Annotated in this window: 21 protein-coding genes; 6 read left to right on the top strand and 15 right to left on the bottom strand. The window is 73.3% G+C overall.

Translation table 11 applies throughout. The annotated features are described in order from the left end of the window. Positions 1-7: 7 nt before the first annotated feature. Complete coding sequence (locus AB0K12_RS28920) at positions 8-2,092, bottom strand: hypothetical protein (RefSeq protein WP_364567814.1); 2,085 nt, start codon at positions 2,090-2,092, stop codon at positions 8-10. A 78-nt stretch (positions 2,093-2,170) separates the two neighbouring features. Next, positions 2,171-3,460 (bottom strand): cytochrome P450, encoded by a 1,290-nt coding sequence (locus AB0K12_RS28915; RefSeq protein ID WP_364567812.1) that lies wholly within the window; start codon positions 3,458-3,460, stop codon positions 2,171-2,173. Between the two features lie 146 nt (positions 3,461-3,606). Here AB0K12_RS28915 and AB0K12_RS28910 point away from each other — a divergent pair, with 146 nt between their 5' ends. Beyond that, on the top strand, positions 3,607-4,386 hold the full coding sequence (locus tag AB0K12_RS28910; protein ID WP_364567810.1) for an aminoglycoside 3'-phosphotransferase: 780 nt from the start codon (positions 3,607-3,609) through the stop codon (positions 4,384-4,386). A 7-nt stretch (positions 4,387-4,393) separates the two neighbouring features. Here AB0K12_RS28910 and AB0K12_RS28905 read toward each other — a convergent pair whose 3' ends face one another. From AB0K12_RS28905 to AB0K12_RS28895, 3 genes are all read right to left on the bottom strand, one after another. Further along, positions 4,394-6,580: an LLM class flavin-dependent oxidoreductase gene (locus tag AB0K12_RS28905; RefSeq protein ID WP_364567808.1), complete on the bottom strand. Its 2,187-nt coding sequence runs from the start codon at positions 6,578-6,580 to the stop codon at positions 4,394-4,396. Continuing rightward, positions 6,577-7,476: an LLM class flavin-dependent oxidoreductase gene (locus tag AB0K12_RS28900; protein ID WP_364567805.1), complete on the bottom strand. Its 900-nt coding sequence runs from the start codon at positions 7,474-7,476 to the stop codon at positions 6,577-6,579. Before AB0K12_RS28900 ends, AB0K12_RS28905 begins: the two co-directional genes overlap by 4 nt. A gap of 88 nt (positions 7,477-7,564) precedes the next feature. Further along, positions 7,565-8,050: a MarR family transcriptional regulator gene (locus tag AB0K12_RS28895; RefSeq protein WP_364567802.1), complete on the bottom strand. Its 486-nt coding sequence runs from the start codon at positions 8,048-8,050 to the stop codon at positions 7,565-7,567. A gap of 409 nt (positions 8,051-8,459) precedes the next feature. On the opposite strand from AB0K12_RS28895, the gene AB0K12_RS28890 reads away from it, so the two are divergent. The 4 genes from AB0K12_RS28890 (at position 8,460) to AB0K12_RS28875 (ending at position 13,850) form a co-directional block, all read left to right on the top strand. After that, positions 8,460-9,101 (top strand): hypothetical protein, encoded by a 642-nt coding sequence (locus tag AB0K12_RS28890; RefSeq protein ID WP_364567799.1) that lies wholly within the window; start codon positions 8,460-8,462, stop codon positions 9,099-9,101. Between the two features lie 189 nt (positions 9,102-9,290). Then, a complete protein-coding gene (locus tag AB0K12_RS28885) occupies positions 9,291-10,286 on the top strand; it encodes an endonuclease/exonuclease/phosphatase family protein (RefSeq protein ID WP_364567797.1) in 996 nt (331 codons plus the stop codon). A gap of 268 nt (positions 10,287-10,554) precedes the next feature. Then, positions 10,555-12,762 carry an MMPL family transporter gene (locus AB0K12_RS28880; RefSeq protein ID WP_364567794.1) on the top strand — a complete coding sequence of 736 codons (2,208 nt, stop codon included), beginning with the start codon at positions 10,555-10,557 and terminating at the stop codon, positions 12,760-12,762. Between the two features lie 218 nt (positions 12,763-12,980). Beyond that, positions 12,981-13,850 carry a phosphatase PAP2 family protein gene (locus tag AB0K12_RS28875; protein ID WP_364567792.1) on the top strand — a complete coding sequence of 290 codons (870 nt, stop codon included), beginning with the start codon at positions 12,981-12,983 and terminating at the stop codon, positions 13,848-13,850. On the opposite strand, the gene AB0K12_RS28870 is transcribed toward AB0K12_RS28875, so the two are convergent. Continuing rightward, entirely contained in the window at positions 13,837-15,048 is a 1,212-nt protein-coding gene (locus tag AB0K12_RS28870; protein ID WP_364567790.1) for a beta-ketoacyl-[acyl-carrier-protein] synthase family protein, read from the bottom strand. The two genes, AB0K12_RS28875 and AB0K12_RS28870, sit on opposite strands and share 14 nt — an antisense overlap. Continuing rightward, positions 15,048-15,296, bottom strand: coding sequence for an acyl carrier protein (locus AB0K12_RS28865; RefSeq protein WP_364567787.1), 249 nt, complete (start codon positions 15,294-15,296; stop codon positions 15,048-15,050). The genes AB0K12_RS28870 and AB0K12_RS28865 overlap by 1 nt, the downstream gene beginning before the upstream one ends. Before the next feature lie 141 nt (positions 15,297-15,437). Here AB0K12_RS28865 and AB0K12_RS28860 point away from each other — a divergent pair, with 141 nt between their 5' ends. Further along, on the top strand, positions 15,438-16,673 hold the full coding sequence (locus tag AB0K12_RS28860) for a pyridoxal phosphate-dependent aminotransferase family protein (RefSeq protein ID WP_364567784.1): 1,236 nt from the start codon (positions 15,438-15,440) through the stop codon (positions 16,671-16,673). 45 nt (positions 16,674-16,718) lie between these two features. Here the strand turns inward: AB0K12_RS28860 and AB0K12_RS28855 are convergent, their stop codons facing one another. From AB0K12_RS28855 to AB0K12_RS28820, 8 genes are all read right to left on the bottom strand, one after another. After that, positions 16,719-17,189 (bottom strand): nitroreductase family deazaflavin-dependent oxidoreductase, encoded by a 471-nt coding sequence (locus AB0K12_RS28855; RefSeq protein WP_364567781.1) that lies wholly within the window; start codon positions 17,187-17,189, stop codon positions 16,719-16,721. A gap of 156 nt (positions 17,190-17,345) precedes the next feature. Continuing rightward, positions 17,346-18,002 carry a TetR/AcrR family transcriptional regulator gene (locus tag AB0K12_RS28850; protein ID WP_364567778.1) on the bottom strand — a complete coding sequence of 219 codons (657 nt, stop codon included), beginning with the start codon at positions 18,000-18,002 and terminating at the stop codon, positions 17,346-17,348. 210 nt (positions 18,003-18,212) lie between these two features. Further along, complete coding sequence (locus tag AB0K12_RS28845; RefSeq protein WP_345407674.1) at positions 18,213-18,425, bottom strand: hypothetical protein; 213 nt, start codon at positions 18,423-18,425, stop codon at positions 18,213-18,215. Positions 18,426-18,428: 3 nt separating this feature from the next. Beyond that, complete coding sequence (locus tag AB0K12_RS28840) at positions 18,429-19,163, bottom strand: alpha/beta hydrolase (protein ID WP_364567774.1); 735 nt, start codon at positions 19,161-19,163, stop codon at positions 18,429-18,431. Further along, positions 19,160-19,777, bottom strand: coding sequence for a LysE family translocator (locus AB0K12_RS28835; protein WP_364567771.1), 618 nt, complete (start codon positions 19,775-19,777; stop codon positions 19,160-19,162). Before AB0K12_RS28835 ends, AB0K12_RS28840 begins: the two co-directional genes overlap by 4 nt. 55 nt (positions 19,778-19,832) lie before the next feature. Next, complete coding sequence (locus AB0K12_RS28830) at positions 19,833-20,804, bottom strand: YafY family protein (RefSeq protein ID WP_364567768.1); 972 nt, start codon at positions 20,802-20,804, stop codon at positions 19,833-19,835. Between the two features lie 23 nt (positions 20,805-20,827). Further along, complete coding sequence (locus AB0K12_RS28825) at positions 20,828-21,556, bottom strand: TSUP family transporter (RefSeq protein WP_364567765.1); 729 nt, start codon at positions 21,554-21,556, stop codon at positions 20,828-20,830. A 127-nt stretch (positions 21,557-21,683) separates the two neighbouring features. Next, a complete protein-coding gene (locus tag AB0K12_RS28820) occupies positions 21,684-21,917 on the bottom strand; it encodes a hypothetical protein (RefSeq protein WP_364567762.1) in 234 nt (77 codons plus the stop codon). Between the last annotated feature and the right edge of the window lie 57 nt (positions 21,918-21,974).

Here is a 21,974-nt window from a genome sequence, read left to right as displayed (position 1 = left end):
TCGACGCCTACGCGTCGAGCAGGGTGCCGATCATGACGCGGCGGGCCTCCTGGCCCTGGCGGGCGGTCCAGGCGAGGATCGGCCGTCCGGCGGTGTCCAGGGTCATCGCCAGGCGGCCGCCCGCGCCGTTCAGCCTGGCGACGGCGATCGTGCCGCAGCGGGTGGCGGTGCACGAGGTGAGGGCGATTCTGTCGCGGGCCACGTCCTGGTAGGCGACCAGGGCCCGGCCCGCCCGGTCGAGCACCAGCACGGGCGGGCCATGGACGGCCTCGGACAGCCGCGTCGTCCGCCCGTCCGCGCAGTCGGCCGTGCGGCAGTCGAGCAGTGTGACGGCGCCGTCCGCGCCCGCCTGGTACGCGATCACCGGCCGCCCGTCCCGCCGCATCGCCAGCGCGAGCCCGGACCGGGGCGTCCCCAGGGCGAACCCCCGCGCCAGCGCCGCCGAGCCGCTCACGGGCGTGCTCACGGTGGCCCGCTCGCAGGCGGCGTCCTGGCAGGAGACGACGTGCACGGCGCCGGTCGTCGCGTCGAGCTGGGCGGCGACCGGCCGTCCGTCGGGGGCGACGGCGAGCGCGAAACCGTCCTCCTTGTCCAGGTACGCCGGCACCTTCAGCACCGCCGCCTGCCGCGTGACCGGCGTGGAGCAGGCCAGATCCGCACAGGAGGTGAACGCCACCGTCTGCTCCCCCGGCTTCCCGGCACCGGATTCGCCCGCGTGCGCCAGCACCAGCCCGCCACCGCCGGGCCGAGCGGCCACCGCCAGCGCGAACTCGTGCGGCCCCGCCGACACCCGCCCCGGCGGGCCAGGCGGCCTGGTGCAGCTCTTCGCGTCGCACAGCAGCAGGTCGAGCCGCCCGGTGCCGCCATCGGTGGTGGCCCAGGAGGCCAGCAGCAGGCGACCGCCGGGCATGGGAGCCGCGGCCACGTCCCGCCACAGGTCCTCGCCCGCCGGGCCGGCGTAGACGGTGGCGGTGTCCGTGCAGGCGGGATCCGTGCAGGCCAGCAGGACCGGCGGGCTGTCCAGGTCGTCCAGGAGCAGCAGCAGCCGGCCGTCGCCGGTCAGGTGCGCGGCGGCCGGGTCGGAGACGCCCGTGACCGGTCGCTGGTAGACCTCGGGGCGGTCGAGCAGGTTCGCGGTGGCGGTCATCGCGTACAGGACGGCGGGCAGGAGGACGGCGGCCACCAGCCGCCACACCCAGGTCCCCGCCGGCTCCGCGTCCGTCGGCGGCCGGCCGTTCTGGCACGAGGGGATGTCCTTGAGTGCGACGGTCTCCGGGAAGACGGCGGAGTCCTGGAGCGCGGTGTGCCGCCACGCCAGCCGTTGCAGGTAGGCGCGGGTGAGGACGCTCGCCTGGAACGGCACCACGGTCACGGCCAGGGCGGCGGCGAAGGTGATCGCCAGCGGGGCGGGGACGGTGTCCAGAGCCCACAGCGCGGCCCGTACGGCGAGGGCGGGCACGAGCACCACCCCGGTGAGCAGCGCGATCGCGTCCGGCCACGTGCCTTCGACGGCCAGCCGGTACGCCCGCCCGACCGCCTGGACGGGCCCCCGCCGTTCGAGCACCAGCACCGGCCCGGCCAGCAGGACCGGCGAGGCGGCCAGTGCCAGCCCGCCCGCCGTGAGCCAGGAGAGGAACTCCCACCGGACGGCCACCTGCACCCCCGCTCCCGCACCCACCACCGCCGCCGCGCCGAGCACGGTGATCGCGGTGATCGCGAGCAGCGCCGGCCACCGCCGCACCGCCATCCCGAGCGCCGCAGCCGGCTCGGCCTGGCGCCCGGTCTGCCGCGCCGCGGCCAGGAGCGTCGTGGCGCCCGACACCACGGCGTACGCCGCCGCCACCACGACCGCGACCCCCGCTGCCCAGCCCGGCTGCCACGGCCCGGGATCCTCGGCCAGCACCAGCTCACCGTTGACCACGGCCACCGACCCGACCATGGGCAGAGCGGCCAGCCCCGCGAACCACGCCAGCGGCGCGAACACCACAAGACCGGGCACCGCCAACCGCCCCACATCGACCCCGGCCGCCCGGGAACCGGGCCACAACACCCCACCCCGCCGCAACCGCGCCACAAGTCGCACACTCTCCACGCCGCGACTGTCCCAGCCGAAACCGCCCGTGTCGGTCAACTCACCGCAATCGGTCTGGCCGAACCGGCGGCGCGTGGGTCAGGACCAGGTGATCGGCAAGGAGTGGACGCCGAAGATGAGCATCTCGTTGCGCAGCGGCACCTGGTCGGCGGGCACCGCCAGGCGCAGGCCCGGCAGGCGGGTGATCAGCTCGCGCAGCCCGATCTGCATCTCGACCCGGGCGAGCTGCTGTCCCAGGCACTGGTGGACGCCGTGCCCGAAGGCCAGGTGCGAGGTGCGCGGGCGGCGTACATCGAGGCGGTCGGGGTCGGGCCAGTGCTGCGGGTCGCGGTTGACCTCGGGCGTGGCGACGACGACGGTGGCGCCGGCGGGGACGTCCACGCCGCCGAGGGTCACCGGCTCGGTGGTGACGCGGCTGACGCCGAGCTGGATGATGCTGAGGTAGCGCAGCAGCTCCTCGACCGCGTTGTCGATGAGTGACGGGTCCGCGCGCAGCGCGTCGAGCTGGCCGGGGTTCTCCAGCAGCGCGAACGTGCCGAGCCCCAGCATGTTCGCGGTCGTCTCGTGACCGGCGCCGAGCAGGACGAGCGCGATGTCCACGAGCTGGCCGTCGGTCAGCGGCGGCTCGGCCTCGTGGATAAGCCCCGAGAGCAGGTCGTCGCCCGGCTCGGCGCGCTTGGCCGCGACCAGTCCCTGCATGAACGCGTACAGCTCGGCCCCGGCCCTGGCCCGCTCCTCCGGCGGGGTGGTGGAGTCGAGCGAGATGGCCGTGCGTTCCTGGAACTCGGCGCGGTCGGCGTAGTCGACGCCGAGCAGCTCGCAGATGACCAGCGAGGGCAGCGGCAGCGCGAACGCCGGCACCAGGTCGGCCTGGTCGCCGGCCGCCTTCATGGCCTCGATGTGCTCGACGGCGATCTCCGTGACGCGCGACTCCAGGGCCTTCATGCGCCGCACGGTGAACTGGCCGGTCAGCAGCCGCCGGATCCTGGTGTGCTCGGGCGGGTCCATGAAGACGAAGAAGCCGTCCTCTCGGGTCTCGATGGCCGGGCCCTGCGGCAGGGTGCCGGTCTTGAGCGCCTCCACCTCGTGCGGCTGCAGGGACGTGGCCTCGCGGTGCCGCATCCTGTCGGCGCTGAAGCGCGGGTCTGCGAGCACCGTACGGGCCTCGTCGAAGCCGGTGACCAGCCACGCCTCGGCCCCGTTGAGCAGCGGCAGCGGCTGGACGGCGCCCTTGCCGCGCCGCTCGACCAGCCCCGGCGGCGGGTCGAACGGGCACCCGCCGCGCTCCACCATCCCGGCGGGCAGGATCCTGCGCATCGCCGTGGGGTTGGCGGCGGGGGTCTCCTCGGTCAGGCTGTCGTTGCTCATCGGCGCATCCTGTTCCCGGGCTCGGGCTGGCCCGTCAGCGTTCGGCACGTCCTTCAGCGCAAAACTTACACGACGCGCATGTATGCACGGTGTGCACGAATCGCGAAAACCGGTGGCGTCGACCGGCTCGCCGCTGCCATGATCACGTGCTTGTGAGCACCGAGGCCCCCGCCGTGATCGCCGCGCTGGCCGGCGACGACACCGTCACGCTGGTGTGGCGCAACGAGCTGGGCGGGCTGACGTACCGGCTCGACGGCGCCCGCGTGCGCTACGCCAAGTGGGTCGCCGCGGGCACGCCGGAGATCGACCTGACGGCCGAGGCCGAGCGGCTGACGTGGGCGTCCCGCTGGGTCGCCGTGCCGCCGGTGCTGGAGCACGGCACGAGCCCTGGCGAGGAGTGGCTGGTGACGGCCGCCGTGCCCGGTGTCTCGGCCGTGGCCGAGCGGTGGCGGGCCGAGCCCGAGGTGGTGGCGCGGGCGATCGGGCGCGGGCTGCGGCTGCTGCACGACACCCTGCCCGCGAGCGCGTGCCCGTACGACTGGAGTGTCGAACGGCGGCTGCGGCGCGCCCGGGAGCGGTTCGCCGACGGGGAGGGGCCGGACGACTGGTCGCCCGAGCACCGCCACCTCGGCCTCGACGAGGCCCGCGCGATCATCGAGCGGCCGCCGCCAATCGACCGGCTGGTCGTCTGCCACGGCGACGCGTGCGTGCCGAACACGCTGCTGCACGACGACGGCACGTTCGCCGCGCACGTCGATCTCGGCTCGCTCGGCGTGGCCGACCGGTGGGCCGACCTCGCCGTGGCCGCGTGGAGCCTCGACCACGACTTCGGCCCTGGCCACGACGCCGGCCTGTACGAGGGATACGGGATCGAGCCCGACCCCGTACGCGTCGCCTACTACCGGCTGCTGTGGGACCTCGCGTGAGCCCCGCTCATGGCTCGACGGCGAAGTTGTCGCGGAAGAGGTTGCCCGGGTCGTAGCGGCGCTTCAGCTCCCGCAGCCGCCGCAGGGTGGGCTCCGGGTATGCCTGGAGCAGGCGTTCGGGGCGCTGGTCGGTCTCGAAGTTGATGTAGAGGCCGGAGAAGTGGCCGAGCATGGCGTCCCAGGCGGTGTCCAGGCCGCGGCGGCTGTGGCCGAACGCGACGAGCTGGAAGTTGGCCGAGCGGCCCGCGTACGCGGTGGCGTCCCACGGCACGTCGCGCGAGGCGCCGCCGATGCCCCTGACCTGGAAGAAGTACGTCTGGCCGCTCGCCACCAGCCGCTGCGCCGCCGCGGCCAGCTCAGGCGTGAGGTGGTCGGCCAGGCCCGACCTGGTCACCGGCTCGCCCTGACCCTCGTGCGCGGCGGGCGGCACGTGCATGACCGCGTCGTACGGCAGCACCTGGATCGAGTAGTCGAGCAGCGGGGCCGCGGCGGCGATGGGCTGCAGCCTGGCGGCGATCGTCTCGGCGTCGTCCGAGTCGACGACGGCCATGATCTGGCCCATGAGCGGCTGTCCCGGCCGGGCGCGGCCGATGATGAGGGAGCTGGTCACGTCGCGCGGCGCGGCCTCCATGGCGGCGCCCCAGCGTTCCAGCAGGCCCGCCGCGTCGGTGGCGTCCACGACGAACTGCGCGAACCCGACGTCGCCCACCTCGTCCACCTCGAACTCGAACGCCGTGACGATGCCGAAGTTCGCGCCCGCGCCGCGCACGCCCCAGAACAGCTCGGCGTTCTCGTCCTCGCCGGCCCGCACGCGCGTGCCGTCGGCCAGCACCATCTCCACGGCTTTGAGGTGGTCGATGGTCAGGCCGTGCTCGCGGACGAACCACCCGATACCGCCGGACGTCGCCAGCCCGCCCACCCCGACGCCGCCGTAGTCGCCCGAGCTGAGCGCCCAGCCGTGCGGGGCGAGCGCGGCGGCCACGTCGCTCCAGCGCGCGCCCGGCTCGATGCGGACCCGCCGGGTGTCCTTGTCGAGGACGTCGATGGCGTGCAGGCGGGACAGGTCGATGACGATGCCGCCGTGGTTGGTCGAGCGGCCGCTGATGCCGTGGCCGCCGCTGCGGATCGACAGCTTCACCGGCTGCGTACGGGCGTACCGCACGGCCTCGCTCACCTCGTCCGCCGTGCCTGGGCGCAGGACCAGGCCGGGGGATCCGCCTCTGAGGTACGTCGAGCGCACGCGGGCGTAGCCGGGGTCGCCCGGCTCCACGGCCGAGGCGGCCAGGCTCGCGGGGACGGCGTCGTAGTCGATGCCGGGGTGACGCTGCCGGCGCACGAACAGGCTCTTGACCTGCGTCGCCGTCTCCTGCGCCGCCGCTCGCAGGGCCGGGGCGGCCTCCTCGGCGAACCGTCTGATCGCGTCGGGGTCGTCGGTGGCCAGCAGGATGGTGCCGATCCCGGCGTCCTCGATGAGGGGCAGCAGTGCGGCCGCCGTCGCCTCGCCGGTGACCTGGACCATCCGGCGGATCTCGCGTGGATCGCGCCCCGCCGCCTCGGCCGCCTGGTCGATGACGGCGTTCGCCGCAGTGGCCGCGGTGACCGGCAGGCCACCCGCACCTCCTGCCGAGGGCGCCGCGTCGGCGTCCTGGCCGGACGCGGTGAAAAGCCAGGCGTCGGCCTTGTGGGCGGCGAGGCGGAGCACTTCGAGGCCGGGGTCGCCGGCGATCCAGAGCGGGATGTCGTGGGCGGGGGCGGGGCCGCGTTCCGCGCCCGGCACCTGGTGATGCTCGCCGTCGTGACGGAAGGGCGAGCGCTCGGCGGCCGACCACATGCCACGGACGATGTCGGCCGCCTCAGCGGTGTCGGCCCCGGCGGCCAGACCCAGCTCGACGCGCCCGCCCGTGAGCAGGTCGAGGCTCGCCGCGGCCCGCGCGGTCACGGTGGGCACGGCGGCGGGCGCCGCGATGGCAGCCAGCGTGATGTGCTCCGTCCGACCTGCCACCCAGCTCATCAACGTCCACGCGTCCAGACCCGCCGCCTCGTCGCCATCGCCGGAGGTCGCAGGCTCGTTCTGGAAGGTGATCAGGTCGTAGCCCAGCTCTTCGGCCAGCCGGGCCAGGTCGGCCGCCGTGTCGGGGGCGGTGCCGGTGAGGAGGAGGCCGAGGCGGAGGGGATGGGCGTACCGGGTGGTCATCGGGCGCGCTCCTGCGCCACGAGCGCGCGGGTGGCGGGCGCGACCTCTTCGCCGAACGTCCTGATCGTGCCGGCGTCGTCGGCCATCACGATGTAGCCGGAGAAGCCGTACTCGAGGGTGAGCGCGGCCAGCTGCTCGGCCCACTGCTCGGGCGGCCCGGCGAGGAGGCGGTCACTGCGGGTGGGGCCGAACCGGCCGCCGATGTTGAGCAGCCGCCGCACCGCCGCGGGCTCCCGCCCGGCGGCCTCAGCAGCGGCGTCGATGATCGCGTTGGAGCGGGTGACCTCGTCCAGGCTCTTGATGTACGGCAGCGAGGGCAGCCACCCGTCGGCCTTGGCGCCGGTGAGGCGGAGCATCTTCGGCTTGTACGCCCCCAGCCAGATGCCGATGTCGTGCGCCGGAGCAGGCCCCCGCTTGGCGCCGTCGACCTGGTAGTACGTCCCGTCCACCCGGAACAGCGACCGGTTGCCTGCGTCCCACAGCCCGCGGATGACGTCGATCGCCTCGCCGAGCGCGTCCACGGCCTGGCCGGGGCTGAGCCGGCGCCCGCCCATGGCCTCGATCGCGTCCCAGAACCCACCGGCTCCCAGCCCCAGCTCGAACCGTCCATCGCTGAGCAGGTCGAGGCTGGCCGCCGCCCGCGCGAGCACGGCGGGCGGGCGCAGCGGCAGGTTGATGACGTTGCCGGACAGATGGACGCGTTCGGTCTTGGCGGCGACGTAGGACAGCAGCGTCCAGGTGTCGAGGAAGCCCGACTGGTAGGGGTGGTCCTGGAAGGTGACCAGGTCGAGCCCCGCGGCCTCGGACTCCTGTGCCAGGCCGACGACCTCCTTCGGTGCGGAGTTCGCGGGGGTGATGAAGGTGCCGAACGTGAGCTCGTGGCCGTAGTCAGGCATCGTGCCCTCCTCAAGATATGTTGTCGCGAAGACTATCTACGCGCCAGACGAGTTGCACAACCACGGATCAGTCGGGCACATTCCCGCGTCAGTCGGCCAGCATCTCCTCGGCCACCTCGCACGGATCCTTGGCCGGCTCGATGTCGCTCACGTCACACGCCACCCGCCGCAACATGCTCCTGAACGCCTCGCGCTCGTCCGCCGACAGCGCGCCGAGGAGGTGGTCCTCGGCGTCGCCCACCCGGCGTTCGAGGTCCTCGTAGACGCTCACGCCTTTGCCGGTGGCCACGATGCGGCGCTGGCGCCGGTCGGACGGATTGAGCCTGCGCTCCACCAGCCCCGCCTCGACCAGATCGTCCACGAGGTACGTCAGCACCGTACGGTCGATGCCGAGGAAGGAGGCCAGGGAGAGCTGGGTCGGATGCCGGCCGCCCACCACGGCGGCGAGCGTCTGGTAACCGCGCGGCCCATGGGGCAGGTCGCCGATCACCGTGACGACCGTGCCCTGGTAGGCGCGCAGCAGCACGCCGAGCGTCCAGCCGAGGTTGTGGTCCGGCTCGGGTTCGTCACTCATACCGAGATACTACCGACCAACGACTTTCGGCTCCGCAGACGTTCTGTCACACAACACGTCACCGCTTGTCCTTGAGATCCCGGGCGACGGTCGCAACGGGGCCGCCGGTGGTCAGGCAGTCGACCTGGAGTTCGCCCAGGTCACCATGCGGGGTTTCCCGGGCTCCTCGACCGCGTGGTAGATGCAGAACGCGCCCCACGCGCGCGTGGGGGACGGGGCTGCGCTCGGTGTACTCGCCGTGCGCGTCCACCGTGACCTGCACGTCGTTGCCCGGGAGCAGGGCGACTCCCGCGGAGGATCCGCCTCTTCACCTCCCCCGTCCTGGTGATGTCGTACGGCGGTCCGGCACGCTTCGCAAAACCCTGAAGCGTGACATATCCCCTGCTCACCCGCGTTAACGTGACATGTCATGACGTACGGCCCCCACCACCCGCCCCATCCCCCGCCAGGACCACCCGCCCCGCCGCCTCCCGTGATCATCGACGTGGCCCGCGACACCAAGACCAAGTCGGTGATCGGCGCGTCGGTCGCGGGCGGGATCGGGCTCCTCGCCGTGGTCTCGGCGCTGACCGGGCAGACCACGGGCGGCTCGGGCACCGCCGTGGCCGTCGGCATCGTGGGGACGATCTTCCTGCTCATCGGCCTGCTCCCGGTCCTCACCTGGAAGAAGCTGTCGCGCCCGCGCCGGCTGGTCTTCGACGCCCACGGCGTGCGCTGGGACGACCCGCAGGGGCAACCGTGGGCGGCGGCGTGGCAGGAGCTGGCCGGCGTGGGCATCTCGCGTACGCAGCAGCGCCGCGTCAAGCTCGCCGACTACGTCTTCCGCAAGACGATGGTCAGGCTCGACCTGTTCCCCGCCGACCCCGGCTTCCGGCAGCGGCACCCGGAGATGGAGCACCTGTGGGAGTTCCACACCGTCAAGAACGGCTACCGGCTGCCGCTCGGCTCGAACCCCAAGTACATCCCGGTCATCGAGCAGGCCATGCGCCAGTACCGACCGGCCGCCTATTGGGGCATCAAGGACGAGGGCTTCATGGTGGGCCTCGTCTGACGACCGACCACACCGACGACCGGCACCGTTGCCGCGCGCCGCACCGCACCGACCGTTGACGCCGGCGGCCGGCACCGCCGCTGCTCACCGCGCTGCGCCGACCGCGACGCCGGACGCCGGCGGCGCGCGGCCCGTACGGCGGGTTGATCCTCATCTGACGTTAAGGATGGTCCTCTAGCCTGAGCGCTCGTGCTGGTGCAAGAGGACGTGGAGACGGCGGCGCCCGAGGTGCGGCCCAGGCGGGTGTGGCGCAGGCGGCTGACGGTCGCCCTGGCGGTGCTGTTCGCGGCCGGCACGGCGGTGCGGCTCGGCGGGCTGGAGACGGGCGTCTTCCTGGTGCCGATGGCCGCCTTCACCCCTTACTTCGCGGCGCTGGCGCTGGTCGTGCTGGGCGTCGCGGTCCTGCTCAGGAGCCGGGCCGCGGCGGCGATCATGCTGGTGGCGTGCGTCTGCCTGGCCTGGTGCGTGGTGCCGCGCGCGTTCGGTGACGGTGCGGCGCCGGCCGGGGGCCGTACGCTGCGGGTGCTCACCGCCAACCTCAACGGCGGGCGCGGCGACGCGGCGGTCGTCGTCGATCTCGTACGCCGCCTCGACGTGGACGTCCTCAGCATCCAGGAGCTCACCTGGTCGGCCAAGGTCCGGCTGACCGCGGCCGGGCTCGACGACCTGCTGCCGCACGACATCAGCGTGCCCGACGTACGCGGCCCCGAAGGCAGCGGCATCTACTCCCGGCATCCCCTGCGCGCGCGGAAGGGGCTGTTCCGGCCGGTCGGGCATCACATGCCGGTCGCGGAGGTGTCTCTGCCCGGCGGCTCGCCGGTCGAGGTGGTCGTCGTGCATCCGGTGGCTCCCGTGCCCCGCACGGTGCCAGAATGGCACGCGGGCGTCGCCTCCCTGCCGCCCGCCCCCACGTCGGGGCCGCCCAGGATCCTGGCCGGCGACTTCAACGCGACCCTCGACCACGCCGTCTTCCGCGACCTCCTCGGCACCGGCTACACCGACGCCGCCGCCTCCACCGGCAACGGTCTCGTCCCCACCTGGCCGCACGGACGCTCGCTGCCGCCCTTGGTCACCATCGACCACGTGCTGACGGACGCGCGCGCCGGGGCGGTCTCCACCCAGATCTTCGACGTTCCCGGCTCTGACCACCGGGCCCTCTTCGCCGACCTCCGCGTCCGCCCCTGACGCGCCGGGACCGTTCGCGGAGAGGCGAACCCGGCCAAGAACAAAAGCCGCACACGCCGCAATTTCCACAAATAGCCACCACGCCCGAATATCTCAATGTCGGCTTTTGATACCACCCGACGTAAATAAAAGACCGCTGCGTCAATTTGTTTCAGCGGGATCGGGAACCTAGGGTCTACGTGTCGGCCGGCACCTTTGTAAGGCCGGGGGTGGGCGGGAATTGCCGGTTCTTTTTCGCACAATACGCGCGCGGACAATCGCCGCAGGCGTGGTTCTCGGGTGGGTCGTTCTCACGGTGGTGGCCGTGCTCACGAGCGGCCCGCTCGAGGACGTCCGCGTCACCAGCGGCACCTCCCTGCTCGCCAGGGGCGTCGAGTCGGCGCGGGTGCTCGACCTGGTGGCCGAGGAGTCCGGGCGGTCGGTGCCCACCCTCGTGATCTACGAACGCACGGGCCCGCTGCGGCCGGACGACCTCGCGGCCGTACGCCGTGACCTGCGGAGGTTCGCCCGCCTGCCCGACGTGGCCGGCACCTCCTCGATGCCGCTGCCCAGCGCCGACCGGCGCGCCCTCCAGGTGACGGTGCTGCTGTCCGGCCGGCCCGGCGTGGTGATCGCCCCGCTCGTCGAGCAGGTGCGCGACATCGCGGCCGCCGCCAACCCACCGGGCCTGATCAGCCACGTGACCGGCGCGGGCGGGGTCGCCGCCGACTACGCCGACTCGTTCCTGCGCGTCGACGGCACGCTGCTGGCATTGAGCGTGGCCGTGGTGCTCCTGGTCCTGCTGGCCGTCTACCGCAGCCCAGTGCTCTGGCTGATCCCGATGCTCGCCGTGGCGGCGGCCTACCTGTGCTCAGCCGCCGCGATCTACGCCCTCGCCCGCTCAGGCTGGATCACCTTGCGCGCCGCCACGCCGGAGGTCTTCACCGTACTGGTCTTCGGCGTCGCCACGGATTACGCGCTGCTGCTGGTGGCCCGCTTCCGCGAACGCCTCCGCGTAACCCCCGACACGACAGCAGCCCTCAAACAGGCCCTCTCCAGCGGCATCCGCACGGTCATCGCCTCGGCCCTGACGGTGGCAGGCGGCGTCGGCTGCCTGGCCGCCGCCGACACCAACGCCCTCCGCTCGATCGGCGCCGCAGGCGCCGTCGGCGTCCTCATCACGATGGCCGTCATGGTGACTCTCCTGCCCGCCCTCATGCTCCTTGGCGGCCGCCGCGCGTTCTGGCCCGCCATCCCCCACCACCAGCCCGCCCTCACCCCACCGAACGGCCCACCCCATCACGACGTCACCTCCACCCAGTGGACAAGCCTGTCGCGGGACGACGCGCCTCCCATCCAGGGGGCCGACCGGTCACGACACGACCTGCCCGCCAACCCTCGGGCCGGACTGTCGCAGCACGGCCCGGTGCCTGGTCCGGGCGGGCGGCCTGATCGGGCGTGGGGGCGGGTGGCGGGGTTCGTGGGGCGGCGGGCGCCGGTGGCGTGGGCGGGGTCGCTGGCGCTGCTCGCCCTGATGTGCTTGGGGCTGACCACGCTGGACGCGTCCGGCATCCCGCCGTCTGCCATGTTCACCACCCGCGCCGCGTCGGTGGAGGGTTACGACGCGCTACGGCGCCACTATCCGGCCAGCGCACCCGTCGTGGTGCTGGCCAGACAAGGCTCGACCGCCGCCGTGGCGCGAGCCGTACGCGGGGCCGAGGGGGTCGTCTCGGTGCGGCGCGGGCCGGTCGCCCCCTGGCGCGTGTACGACGTGGTGCTGGCCGCCGAGCCCAACACGCCGCACGCCGAGCGCCTGGTGGAGAGCCTCCGAGCGACCGTACGCGCGGCGGCCGGCGACGCGGCCCTCGTCGGCGGCTTCACCGGCGAGCTGCTCGACGCCAAGAACGCCGCCCTCGCCGACGCCCGCCTCGTGGTGCCGCTGATCCTTGTGGTCGTCGGCCTGATCCTGATCGTCCTGCTGCGCTCGCTGGTGGCGCCGCTGCTGCTGATGGGCACGGTGGTGCTGTCGTTCGCGGCCACGCTGGGGCTGTGCTCGGCGCTGTTCACGCAGGTGCTGGACTATCCGGTGATGGACGTGTCGTTCGCCCTGTACGCGTTCGTGTTCCTGGTGGCGTTCGGCGTCGACTACAACATCTTCCTGATGGCCCGCGTACGCGAGGAGACCGCGCACCTCGGCACCCGCGGGGCGACCCTGCACGCCCTGCGCGCGACCGGCGGCGTGATCACGGCGGCCGGCGTGGTGCTGGCAGCCGCCTTCTTCGTCCTCACCGTGCTGCCCCTGGTGCCGGTGGTCCAGCTCGGCCTGCTGGTGGCGGTAGGGGTGGTCATCGACACCGTGCTGGTCCGCTCGTTCCTGGTCCCAGCCCTGGCCCACCACCTGGGCCCCCGCATCTGGTGGCCCGCCCACGAACACCACCACACGCCGCCGGCGCCGCACCCAGCCGAGAAGCCCACGCAAGCCGTCCCCACCGGGTGACGCGCCGCCCAGCGGACGAACCCGCCCACACCGTGACCCACCACCCGGCAGTCGCCGCAGCAGCCGCCGCACCGGGCGGCCTCGGTCCGACGCCCCACGCGTGGCAGGGCGTCGGCACTCCGCCAGGGAGTGCAGCCCGGTGCCGGGCGACGAAGGGCGGGGGTCGGTGGCGGGCTTGGGGATGCGCTGCCCATGTGGTGCTCGTTCGGAGGAGGATTGTGGAGATTCGGCCGGTCGAAGGGCTGTTGCTGGGCTACTTCGCGTTGATGGCGACCGTTGTCGTCCTGGCCCACGAGCGGCTGCCCGGTGCGCCAGGGCTGCTTGGCGGGTGCTTGCTTGGTGGTGCGTTCCTGGTGCTGGCGGCGCGGGGCGAGCAGTGGCGGCCGGGTGATCGGCGGGTGGCGGGCCTGCGGTTCATGGCGCCGTTGCTCGTGATGCCGGTCGTCTACTCCGTCGCCGCTGAGGCGGCGCTCGCCGTGCATGGCCGATTCCTCGACGATGCCGTACGCGCCTGGGAGCGGGGGCTGTTCGGGGTTGACCTCAACGCCGTCGTCGTCGGGTGGGCCATGCCGCCGACCACCGAGCTGGTGACGTTGTGCTATTTCTCCTTTTATGGGTGTTTTCTGATCGCGCCGGTGCTCTACTTTCGAGGCCGTACAGAGCTCGCGGAGGGCTACCTGTTCGCGCTGCTCGCCACGCTGATCATCTGCTACGTCGGTTTCATGGGGCTCCCGCTCGAAGGACCGGCGCCGGGGCCGCCGGAGCTGTACGCCGCCCACCGCCCCTCCGGCTACCTGATCACCCCGCTGCAGAACGCCATCATGGCCGCCCTCGACCCGCCCGGCGCCTGCTTCCCCTCACCCCACGTGGCCGGCGCCTGGATCACGGTGCTCACCCTGCGCCGCCACCTCCGCGGACTGGCGAGGGCGCTGCTGTGGCTCGCGGCCGTGGGGCTGACGGTGGCGGTGGTGCACAACTCGTACCACTACGTGTCGGACCTGGTCGCGGGCCTCGCGGTGGCGCTGGTCGTGCACGGGGTGATGAGCCGCACCGAGAACGCCCGCCGCACCCCGGTCAGGACGGGGTGAAGACGAGGCCGGCGTTGTGGCCGCCGAACGCGAACGACGTGGACACCACGGCCCCCGCCCCGAGCGGACGCGGCGACCGGACGACGTCGACCTCGCACTCGGGATCCAGCACGTCGAGGTTGATCGTCGGGTGGATGAGGCGTTCGTGCAGGGTCAGCACGGAGACCACGGCCTCGATGGCCCCGGCGGCGCCGATGGCGTGACCGACGATGCTCTTGGTGGAGGTGACCGGCACCTGCCCCGGCCCGAACACGCGGGCGATCACCCGCGCCTCGGTCACGTCGTTGAGCACGGTGCCGCTGCCGTGGGCGTTGACGTGGGCGACGTCGCCGGGGGTGAGCCGGGCGTCGGCCAGGGCCTGGCGCAGGCAGCGTTCGGCGCCGTCGCCCTTGGGGTCGGGCGAGGTGAGGTGGTGGGCGTCGGAGGTGCGGCCGTAACCGGCCAGCTCGGCGTAGACGCGGGCGCCGCGTCGTACGGCGTCGTCGAGACGCTCCAGCACGACGAACGCGGCGCCCTCGGCGAGCACGAACCCGTCACGGGAGGCGTCGAACGGGCGGGAGGCGTGCTCGGGCTCGTGGCCGCGCTGGGACAGCGCGCCGCAGCGGTGGAAGGCGAGCAGGATGGTCGGCGACACGCACGCCTCGGTGCCCCCGGCCACGACGAGGTCGGCGGAGCCGTCACGCAGCAGCCGCAGCCCCTCGCCGACGGTGTGGCCGCCGGAGGCGCACGCGGTGGAGACGGTCAGGCTGGGCCCGAGGATGTCGTGGCGCATGCTGACGAACGCGGCGGAGGCGTTGGGCATCGTCCGCGGCACGTAGAGCGCGCCGGGCTGGCCGCCGCCGAGCAGCGCGGCCTCGGAGGTCTCGGTGCCGCCGAGCGCGGTGCCGGTGACGACCGCGCGCCGCTCGGGCGGCACGTGCGGCCCGCCCGCGTCGGCCAGCGCGTCGGCGGCGGCGCACACGGCGAGCAGCGTCGCGCGGTCCATGCGCCGGGCCTCCTTGCCCGTGACGTAGGGGGCAGGGTCGAAGGCGGGCACCTGGCAGGCGAACCCGACGGGCAGCTCACCGGCATCGAACGAGGTGATCGTGCGTGCCGTGGACCGCCCCTCGACCAGCGTCCGCCAGAACCCGGCCAGGTCGTTGCCCGCCGCCGTACGCACGCCGAGCCCGGTGACCGCGACGCGGACCCGCGCGCCCATCAGCCGACCCGCGCCCCGGCGTGGACCAGCCCGGCCATGTCGGCCAGGGTGCGCGCCTGCTTGGCGGTGTCGAGGTCGACGGAGACGCGGAAGCGGTCTTCGCTGGCGGCGGCCAGCTCGGCCATGTCGAGGCTGTCGGCGTCGAGCTCCTGGCGCAGGTCGGTGTCGGCGGTGATGCGCGCGGGATCCACCGACAGGATCCGGGCGCAGATGGTGCGCAGCTGCTGGAAGATCTCTTCCTCGGTCATGCGTACGTCCTTGTCGGGGTGTCTGGGGGCATGCGGCAGGCCAACCCGGCCGGCATGGACGTGCCCGGGAACCGGATCAGCGGCGATTACTCTACCCTTACGACCGGACACTGTCAGCTACGGCCATCCGAGGTGAAGTGCGTGGGGCGGAGAGACCCGTTCACGAAATGCCGGCTCCCCCAGGAGGTCGAGGCGTTGGTCGCGGCCGGCGTCTACCCCTTCTACCTGCCGGTGGAGGGCAGGCCCCGCGGCGGCGAGGTGGTCGCGGCGGGGCGGCGGGTGCTGCTGGCGGGCTCCAACGACTATCTGGCGCTGTCGGGCGACCCGCGGCTGGCGGCGGCGGGCGTGGCGGCGACGGAGGAGCTGGGCGCGGGCAACTCGGGCTCGCGGGTGCTCAACGGCACGCTGGCCCTGCACGAGCGGCTTGAGCGGGAGCTGGCGGCGTTCCTCGGGCACGAGGCGGCGATGGTGGTCTCCACGGGCTACCAGGCGAACCTGGCGCTGAGCGCGCTGTTCGGGCCGCGTGACGTGGTGGTGGCCGACCGGCACATGCACGCCTCGCTCATCGACGCGGCCCGGCTGGGGCAGGCCGAGCTGCGGCGCTACCGGCACAACGACATGGCGCACCTGGAGACGCTGCTTGAGGGGGTGGGCGGCGATCGCGGGGCGATGGTGCTCACCGAGGGCATGTTCTCGGTGGGCGGTGACCTGTGCGACCTGCCGGGCGTCGCCAAGCACGCGCAGCGGCACGGTGCGCGGGTGGTGCTCGACAGCGCGCACGACGCGGGCCTGCTGGGCGCAGGCGGGCGGGGCGCGGCCGAGCACTTCGGCCTGGGCGCGGCGGTGGACGTGCAGACGGTGACGTTCTCGAAGTGCTTCGGCACGCTGGGCGGCGCGGTGGCGGGGCCCCGGCACGTGGTCGACTACCTGCGGCACAGCGCGCGGCCCGCGCTGTTCTCGGCGTCGCTGCCGCCGTCCTGCACGGCCGCGGCGCTGGCGGCGCTCGACATCATCCGTACGGAGCCGCAGCGCCGCAGAGCCGTCCTGGCGGCGGCGGAGCGGCTGCGCGCCGGCCTGACCAGGCTCGGGTACACGATCCCGCCCGGCGGCACCCCCACGGTGGCGCTGCCGATGGCGGACGCGCTGACGTGCTGCCGCTTCTGGGCGAAGCTGCTGGAGGAAGGCGTGCTGGCGAACGTGATGCTGCCACCGGGCGTGCCCGGCGAGCAGCCGCTGATCCGCCTCAGCGTCACCGCCGCCCACACCACCGCCCAGGTGGACCGGATCCTGGAGGCGGTGGCCACGGTCACCGGTGAGATGTCCGGTGAACGGCCTGCCCACGCCCTGGGCCATCGCCGCCCGAACGCCCGAGACTGAGCTCGGCCGCGCCCGCCGACCGGCAGGGGACCGCGCCCGCCCGAGCTAGCGCGGGACGAACCTGACGAACGGGATGCGCTTCCCCACCTCGTGATAGTCCTCCTGGCTTTCGTCGACAGCGTAGCCCATGAGCCTGCACAGCCGCCGGGCGGCGGCCGGATGCCGGGACGCGTAGCGGGCCATGATGGCGGACCCCGCCTCGGCCGGCAGCGGAACGGCCGTCACCGGGTGGACGCGTCCGCCGACCTGGATCGTCACCTCGGGGGAGGCGGTGACGTTGCGATACCAGTCGGCCTTGACGCCGAACCCCGAGGCGGCCACGTATCCGTTCTCGTCGTGCTCGACGACCTCGATGACGGCCTGGCGCCGCAGGCCGGACACCCTGCCGACGTGGTTGAGCAGCATGACCCGGCCGCCCAGCAGGGCGCCCAGGCAGAGCCGGTAGAGCAGGATGGGCAGCCGCCACAGCCTGCGGCGCAGCCCGGTCGGCGGCGCCGGCCTCTTGACGATCTCCATGACGTCACCTTCCTCCGGTGGTCGCGGGTGGCAGGACGCTCCCCGCGCCGAACCGCCTGCGCAGCACGGGCGCGAACGCTGACGGGTGATGATCTTGTTGGCCGCTGACGAGCACTTTCACGCCTCTTCTCCGGGAAGCAGGCGAGCCGAGGGCGCTCACCCCTCCTCCACGGGAAGCAGCCCCTCCGCCACCTCCAGTGCCTCGCCGACGGGCAACTCCCCGTCGATCATGCGATGCAGCATCAGCCCGTCGATCGCGGCGACGACCAGCGTCGCCACCCCGGCCGCGTGGCCGGCCGCCCAGCCGGGGTGCAGCGCCCGCAACCGGTCGGCGATGTGCTGCCTGGCACGGCGAAGCTCGTCGCGCAGCATGGCGCCGAGCGCGGGATCGCGCGTCGCTCCGATGATCAGCTCGGCGGCCAGCCGGGAGCCGTCCTCATCGCCGGCGGCCGGCCCGGATGCAGGCACGCCGTCCGCCGCCGGCCGGTACGCGAGCTCGTCGGCGGCGGTCCGCGGCAGCAGCATGCGGACCGCGTCAAGCGCGGCTCGCTCATCCTTCGCGGCCAGCAGCTCATCGACGAGCGGGTTGACGAGCAGGTCCGTGCCGCGCCGGAAGATCGCCGCGTGCAGGCCGGGCAGGCCCCCGAAGTGATAGTGGATCAGCCCGGGATTGGTCCCGGCCCGCTCGGCCACGGCACGCGCCGTGATGCCGGGCCACCCGTGCTCACTCAGGAGCGCCAGACCGGCCTCCACGAGCTGCTCACGCCGTCGATCACCCCGCGACGATTTTGGCCGATCGACCAAATTAGTCATGCGGCCAACTTAGCACGCCGTGATCGGGAAGCCGCCATGCCTGGGCCACCTCACCCCCGCTCGGGCCGGCGCACCACCCCTGACCTGCGCCCCTTCGAGTCCAGGTGGATCATCACCGGTGCCGACGCCGCCGCGCACGTCCGGCGGCGAGGTCCCCCGCCCCCACGTCGCTCTGATCGCCCGGCTCACCGGCGCCAGAGATCACGACGGCTAGCGGCGGCCGTACTTCTTGTGAACGGCCTGCTTGCTCACTCCGATAGCGTCGGCGATCTGCGACCAGGCGAGCCCGGCGACCCGGGCCCGCCGCACCTGGACCGCCTCCAGGCGCTCGATCTCGCGCCGCAACGCGGTCGTGGCGTGCAGGGCCAGCAGCGGATCGTCGTCCTGTGCCTGCCTCATGAGGGTCGCCAGGTCGTTCGTCATGCACTAAAGGTAATCCAGCAGCAGCGCGTTGATCTCCTCAGGACGTTCGAGCGCCGGCAGATGCCCGGCCCACTCCAGCTCCAGCAGCCGCGCCTGGGGCAGCTCGGCGGCCAGGTGGCGGGCGCTGTCGCGGAAGTACGGCAGGTCGCGCCCACCGGCCACCACCAGCGCGGGCACCTCGATGCCGGCCGGGGAGAACTCGCCTTCGACCTGCTCCGGCTCGGGGTCGGCGGCGAGCTGCACCTCGAACGCGTGCCGCTGCATCGCCACCACCTTGTCCCACGCCTCCTGGCCCGCGTCGGGACCGAGCAGGGTGCGGGCGTTGAGCTCGGCCGCGCCCTGCACGTCGCCCTCCTCCAGCAGGCGGTTCTCCTCCTGCCAGTACGCCCGCAGGTCGGGCGTCGGCTCCAGCGTCGAGAGCGGGTTGAGCAGCACCAGCCGCCCCGCGAGCCCGGCGGCCGCCAGCTCCAGCGCCACCCGGCCGCCGCCTGACGACCCGACCAGCGCCGCCCTGCTGACGCCGATCGCGGCCAGCACCTTGGCGACGTCGCCGGCGTCGCTGTAGGGGCCGTCGGAGCGGTAGGGGCTGCGGCCGTAGCCTCGGAAGTCCACCTTGATCACGCGGAAGCGGTCGGCCAGCGCCTCCTCCTGGGGGTCCCACATGCCGGAGTCGGTCGCCGTCGAGTGCAGCAGCACCACCGGCTCGCCGGCGCCGCGCTCGTCGTACCAGATCGTCATCGGGACTCCACCGCCATCCGCACGCCGAGGCCGATCAGCACCACGCCGGAGATCTGCTCAAGGCGCCGCTTGACCGGCGGGCGGCCCAGCCACGCCTTGGCCTGGGCGACGGCCCAGATGAGCGCCAGGTACCACAGCACGTCCACCGCCACCCACACGACGGCGAGCGTGACGAGGGTGATCGGCACGTCCTGGCCCGCCGGGACGAACTGCGGCAGGAACGACATGGCGAACACCGCCGCCTTCGGGTTGGCCAGGCAGGTGCCGAGCCCCGCCAGGTACGCGCCGCGCCGGCCCGCCACCGCATCCCCCTCGACGGCGGTGACGGGGACCGGCTTCCTCGCCTGCCACAGCGCCTGCGCGCCCATGACGACGAGCACGACCGCGCCGGTGACGCGCATGACGTCGTAGGCCAGTTGCGAGGCCACGACCAGCGCGGACAGGCCGAACGCGGCGGCCAGGCCCCACAGCAGGATGCCGGTCTCGTTGCCCAGGGTGGCCGCCACGCCGGAGCCGCGGCCCGAGCGCAGGGTCTGCCGCAGGATGACGGCCGTGCTGACCCCGGGCGCCATGGCCACCAGGACGCACGCGCCGATGAAAGCGAGAAGGTACATGCGGGGATGCTGACAGAACCCGCAGCGGGGTGTCGCCTCATTTTCGCCGCGGACGTCAGCCGTACAGTTTGGCCAGGTCCGTGACGGCCTCGCTCATCAGCGTGCGCAGCTCGGGCGGGCCGAGCACCTCGACGTCGGCGCCCATGCGCAGCAGCAGCCAGCGGGCGTGCGTCAGCGACTCGACCGGGACGGTGAGCGTGAGCCAGCCCTCGGGGTCGGGCTCGCCGGCCGCGGCGAGCGCGGCGCCGACGACGTCCGCGCCCATCGTGTACGCCAGCAGGTCGCCCCGCCCGGGTGCGAGCTTGATGACGGCCTCGGCGGTGTACATCCGCTCGCGGAACTCCTGGGCGTACTCCCGCCAGAACGTGGCCAGCTCGAACCCCGCCGGCCTGGCGAAACGTCCCGGCATCGTCTCCAGGGTCAGGATGCGCGCCACCCGGTACGTGCGGGGCGAGCCTCCCGGCGGGGCGGCCACGAGGTACCAGGAGCCGCCCTTGAGCACCAGCCCGTACGGATGGATGACCCGATCGACCTCCTGCTTGCCCCACCGCCGGTAGGTCATGTGCAGCGGCCGCTGGTCCCACACGGCCTCGGCGACCTCGCTCAGGTGCGGCACGTCGTCGGCGGAGCGGTACCAGCCGGGCACGTCGAGCAGGAACCGCTCGCGCATGCTCGCGGCCTGCGAACGCGGCTCCGGCGGCAGCGCGGCCAGCAGCTTCAGCTCGGCGTTGGCCGCGAACTCGCCCAGGCCCAGCTCGGCGGCCGGCCCCGGCAGGCCGGCCAGGAAGAGCGCGGACGCTTCCTCGGCCGTCAGGCCGTTGAGCCGGGTGCGGTAGCCGTCGAGCAGCTGGTAGCCGCCCGCGGGGCCGCGATCGGAGTAGACCGGGACGCCGGCCGCCGACAGGGCCTCGACGTCGCGGTAGACCGTGCGGACGGACACCTCGAGCTCGTCCGCGATCTCGGACGCCGTCATGCGGCCGCGCGTCTGCAGGAGCAGAAGGAGGGAGAGCAGGCGGCTGGCGCGCATGCGGCCATTCTATTTGCGGCAGGTCAGGCGAACTGCTGCCAGCCGAGCCTGATCACCATGGCCACGACCACGACCAGCAGCACGATCCGGACGAACGCCGCGCCCCGCTTGAGCGCCGTCCGCGCCCCGAACTGGGCGCCCGCCACGTTGCACACCGCCATGCCGAGGCCGAGCGCCCACTGCACGTGCCCCTGCACCGCGAACACGGCCAGCGCGCCGACGTTCGTGCCGATGTTGATGATCTTCGCGGAGGCGGACGCGGAGACGAAGTCCAGCCCGAGGATGGTGGTGAAGGCGATGATGAGGAACGTCCCCGTCCCCGGCCCCATGATCCCGTCGTAGAAGGCGATGCCGACCCCGGCCGCGGCCACCGCCGCCACCACGCGGGACGGGGTGCGCAGGTGCGGCACCGGCACCGCGACCGCGACCAGCACCACCATGACGGCGGGCCGCAGCACCTCGGCCGAGATGGACGCCGCCGCCCACGCCCCGAGACCGGCGCTCACCATGGCCATGGCCGCGCCGGGGATGGCGACCTGGCGGTCCACCTTGGTGGAGCGCGCGTACGCGACGGCGGCCGAGGTGGTGCCGAACACCGACGACAGCTTGTTGGTGGCCATCGCCTCGACCGGCGGCATCCCGGTCACCAGGATGGCGGGGAGTTGCAGCAGCCCGCCGCCGCCCACGACGGCGTCGACCCACCCGGCTCCGGCCGCTGCGGTCAGCAACACGAGGACCTGCTCCAGCGGCACGCGCGATTCCCCCCGATTCCCCCAAGAAACGCCAAGAGTGTACAAGCCGGGATCTGGTCACTCTCTCACCGGCCCTGGGGATGCGAACGCGGAGCGGGACCCGTGACGAGGTCCCGCTCCGGCGCGTTCAGAGGGTCAGGCAGCCCACCAGCGGGACTTCGGGCGGCACGACGACGGCTCCGACGGGGTCGGCCACCGAGCCGGTGGCACAGTTGGCCATCATGATCGGATCGGTCTTCTGCAGGGACTCCAGCACGTTGATCTTGGCCGGGTCGACCACGGCGTGCGCGGCGGGTGCGGCGAGCAGGAAGCCGCCCGCCAGAGCGGCGACCACGGCGAGACTACGGGGGGATGGGCGCATGGATACCTCCATGGTTCAGGGAACAGAAGCGCGGCGTGACGCCGCGCACCTGCTGTG

The sequence above is a fragment of the Nonomuraea sp. NPDC049419 genome, from assembly GCF_040676995.1.
GTDB classification, from domain to species: Bacteria; Actinomycetota; Actinomycetes; order Streptosporangiales; family Streptosporangiaceae; genus Nonomuraea; species Nonomuraea salmonea.
This window is presented reverse-complemented; position numbering and strand designations above follow the sequence as displayed.

What these genes read in the sequence shown, in the direction of transcription:
- AB0K12_RS28915 (WP_364567812.1), bottom strand. Translation starts at nt 3,460, where the DNA reads ATGAGCAACGACAGCCTGACCGAGGAGACCCCCGCCGCCAACCCCACG.
- AB0K12_RS28865 (WP_364567787.1), bottom strand. Translation starts at nt 15,296, where the DNA reads ATGACCGAGGAAGAGATCTTCCAGCAGCTGCGCACCATCTGCGCCCGG.
- AB0K12_RS28850 (WP_364567778.1), bottom strand. Translation starts at nt 18,002, where the DNA reads ATGACTAATTTGGTCGATCGGCCAAAATCGTCGCGGGGTGATCGACGG.
- AB0K12_RS28845 (WP_345407674.1), bottom strand. Translation starts at nt 18,425, where the DNA reads ATGACGAACGACCTGGCGACCCTCATGAGGCAGGCACAGGACGACGAT.
- AB0K12_RS28820 (WP_364567762.1), bottom strand. Translation starts at nt 21,917, where the DNA reads ATGCGCCCATCCCCCCGTAGTCTCGCCGTGGTCGCCGCTCTGGCGGGC.
- AB0K12_RS28855 (WP_364567781.1), bottom strand. Translation starts at nt 17,189, where the DNA reads ATGGAGATCGTCAAGAGGCCGGCGCCGCCGACCGGGCTGCGCCGCAGG.
- AB0K12_RS28905 (WP_364567808.1), bottom strand. Translation starts at nt 6,580, where the DNA reads ATGACCACCCGGTACGCCCATCCCCTCCGCCTCGGCCTCCTCCTCACC.
- AB0K12_RS28890 (WP_364567799.1), top strand. Translation starts at nt 8,460, where the DNA reads ATGACGTACGGCCCCCACCACCCGCCCCATCCCCCGCCAGGACCACCC.
- AB0K12_RS28830 (WP_364567768.1), bottom strand. Translation starts at nt 20,804, where the DNA reads ATGCGCGCCAGCCGCCTGCTCTCCCTCCTTCTGCTCCTGCAGACGCGC.
- AB0K12_RS28840 (WP_364567774.1), bottom strand. Translation starts at nt 19,163, where the DNA reads ATGACGATCTGGTACGACGAGCGCGGCGCCGGCGAGCCGGTGGTGCTG.
- AB0K12_RS28870 (WP_364567790.1), bottom strand. Translation starts at nt 15,048, where the DNA reads ATGGGCGCGCGGGTCCGCGTCGCGGTCACCGGGCTCGGCGTGCGTACG.
- AB0K12_RS28835 (WP_364567771.1), bottom strand. Translation starts at nt 19,777, where the DNA reads ATGTACCTTCTCGCTTTCATCGGCGCGTGCGTCCTGGTGGCCATGGCG.
- AB0K12_RS28895 (WP_364567802.1), bottom strand. Translation starts at nt 8,050, where the DNA reads ATGAGTGACGAACCCGAGCCGGACCACAACCTCGGCTGGACGCTCGGC.
- AB0K12_RS28900 (WP_364567805.1), bottom strand. Translation starts at nt 7,476, where the DNA reads ATGCCTGACTACGGCCACGAGCTCACGTTCGGCACCTTCATCACCCCC.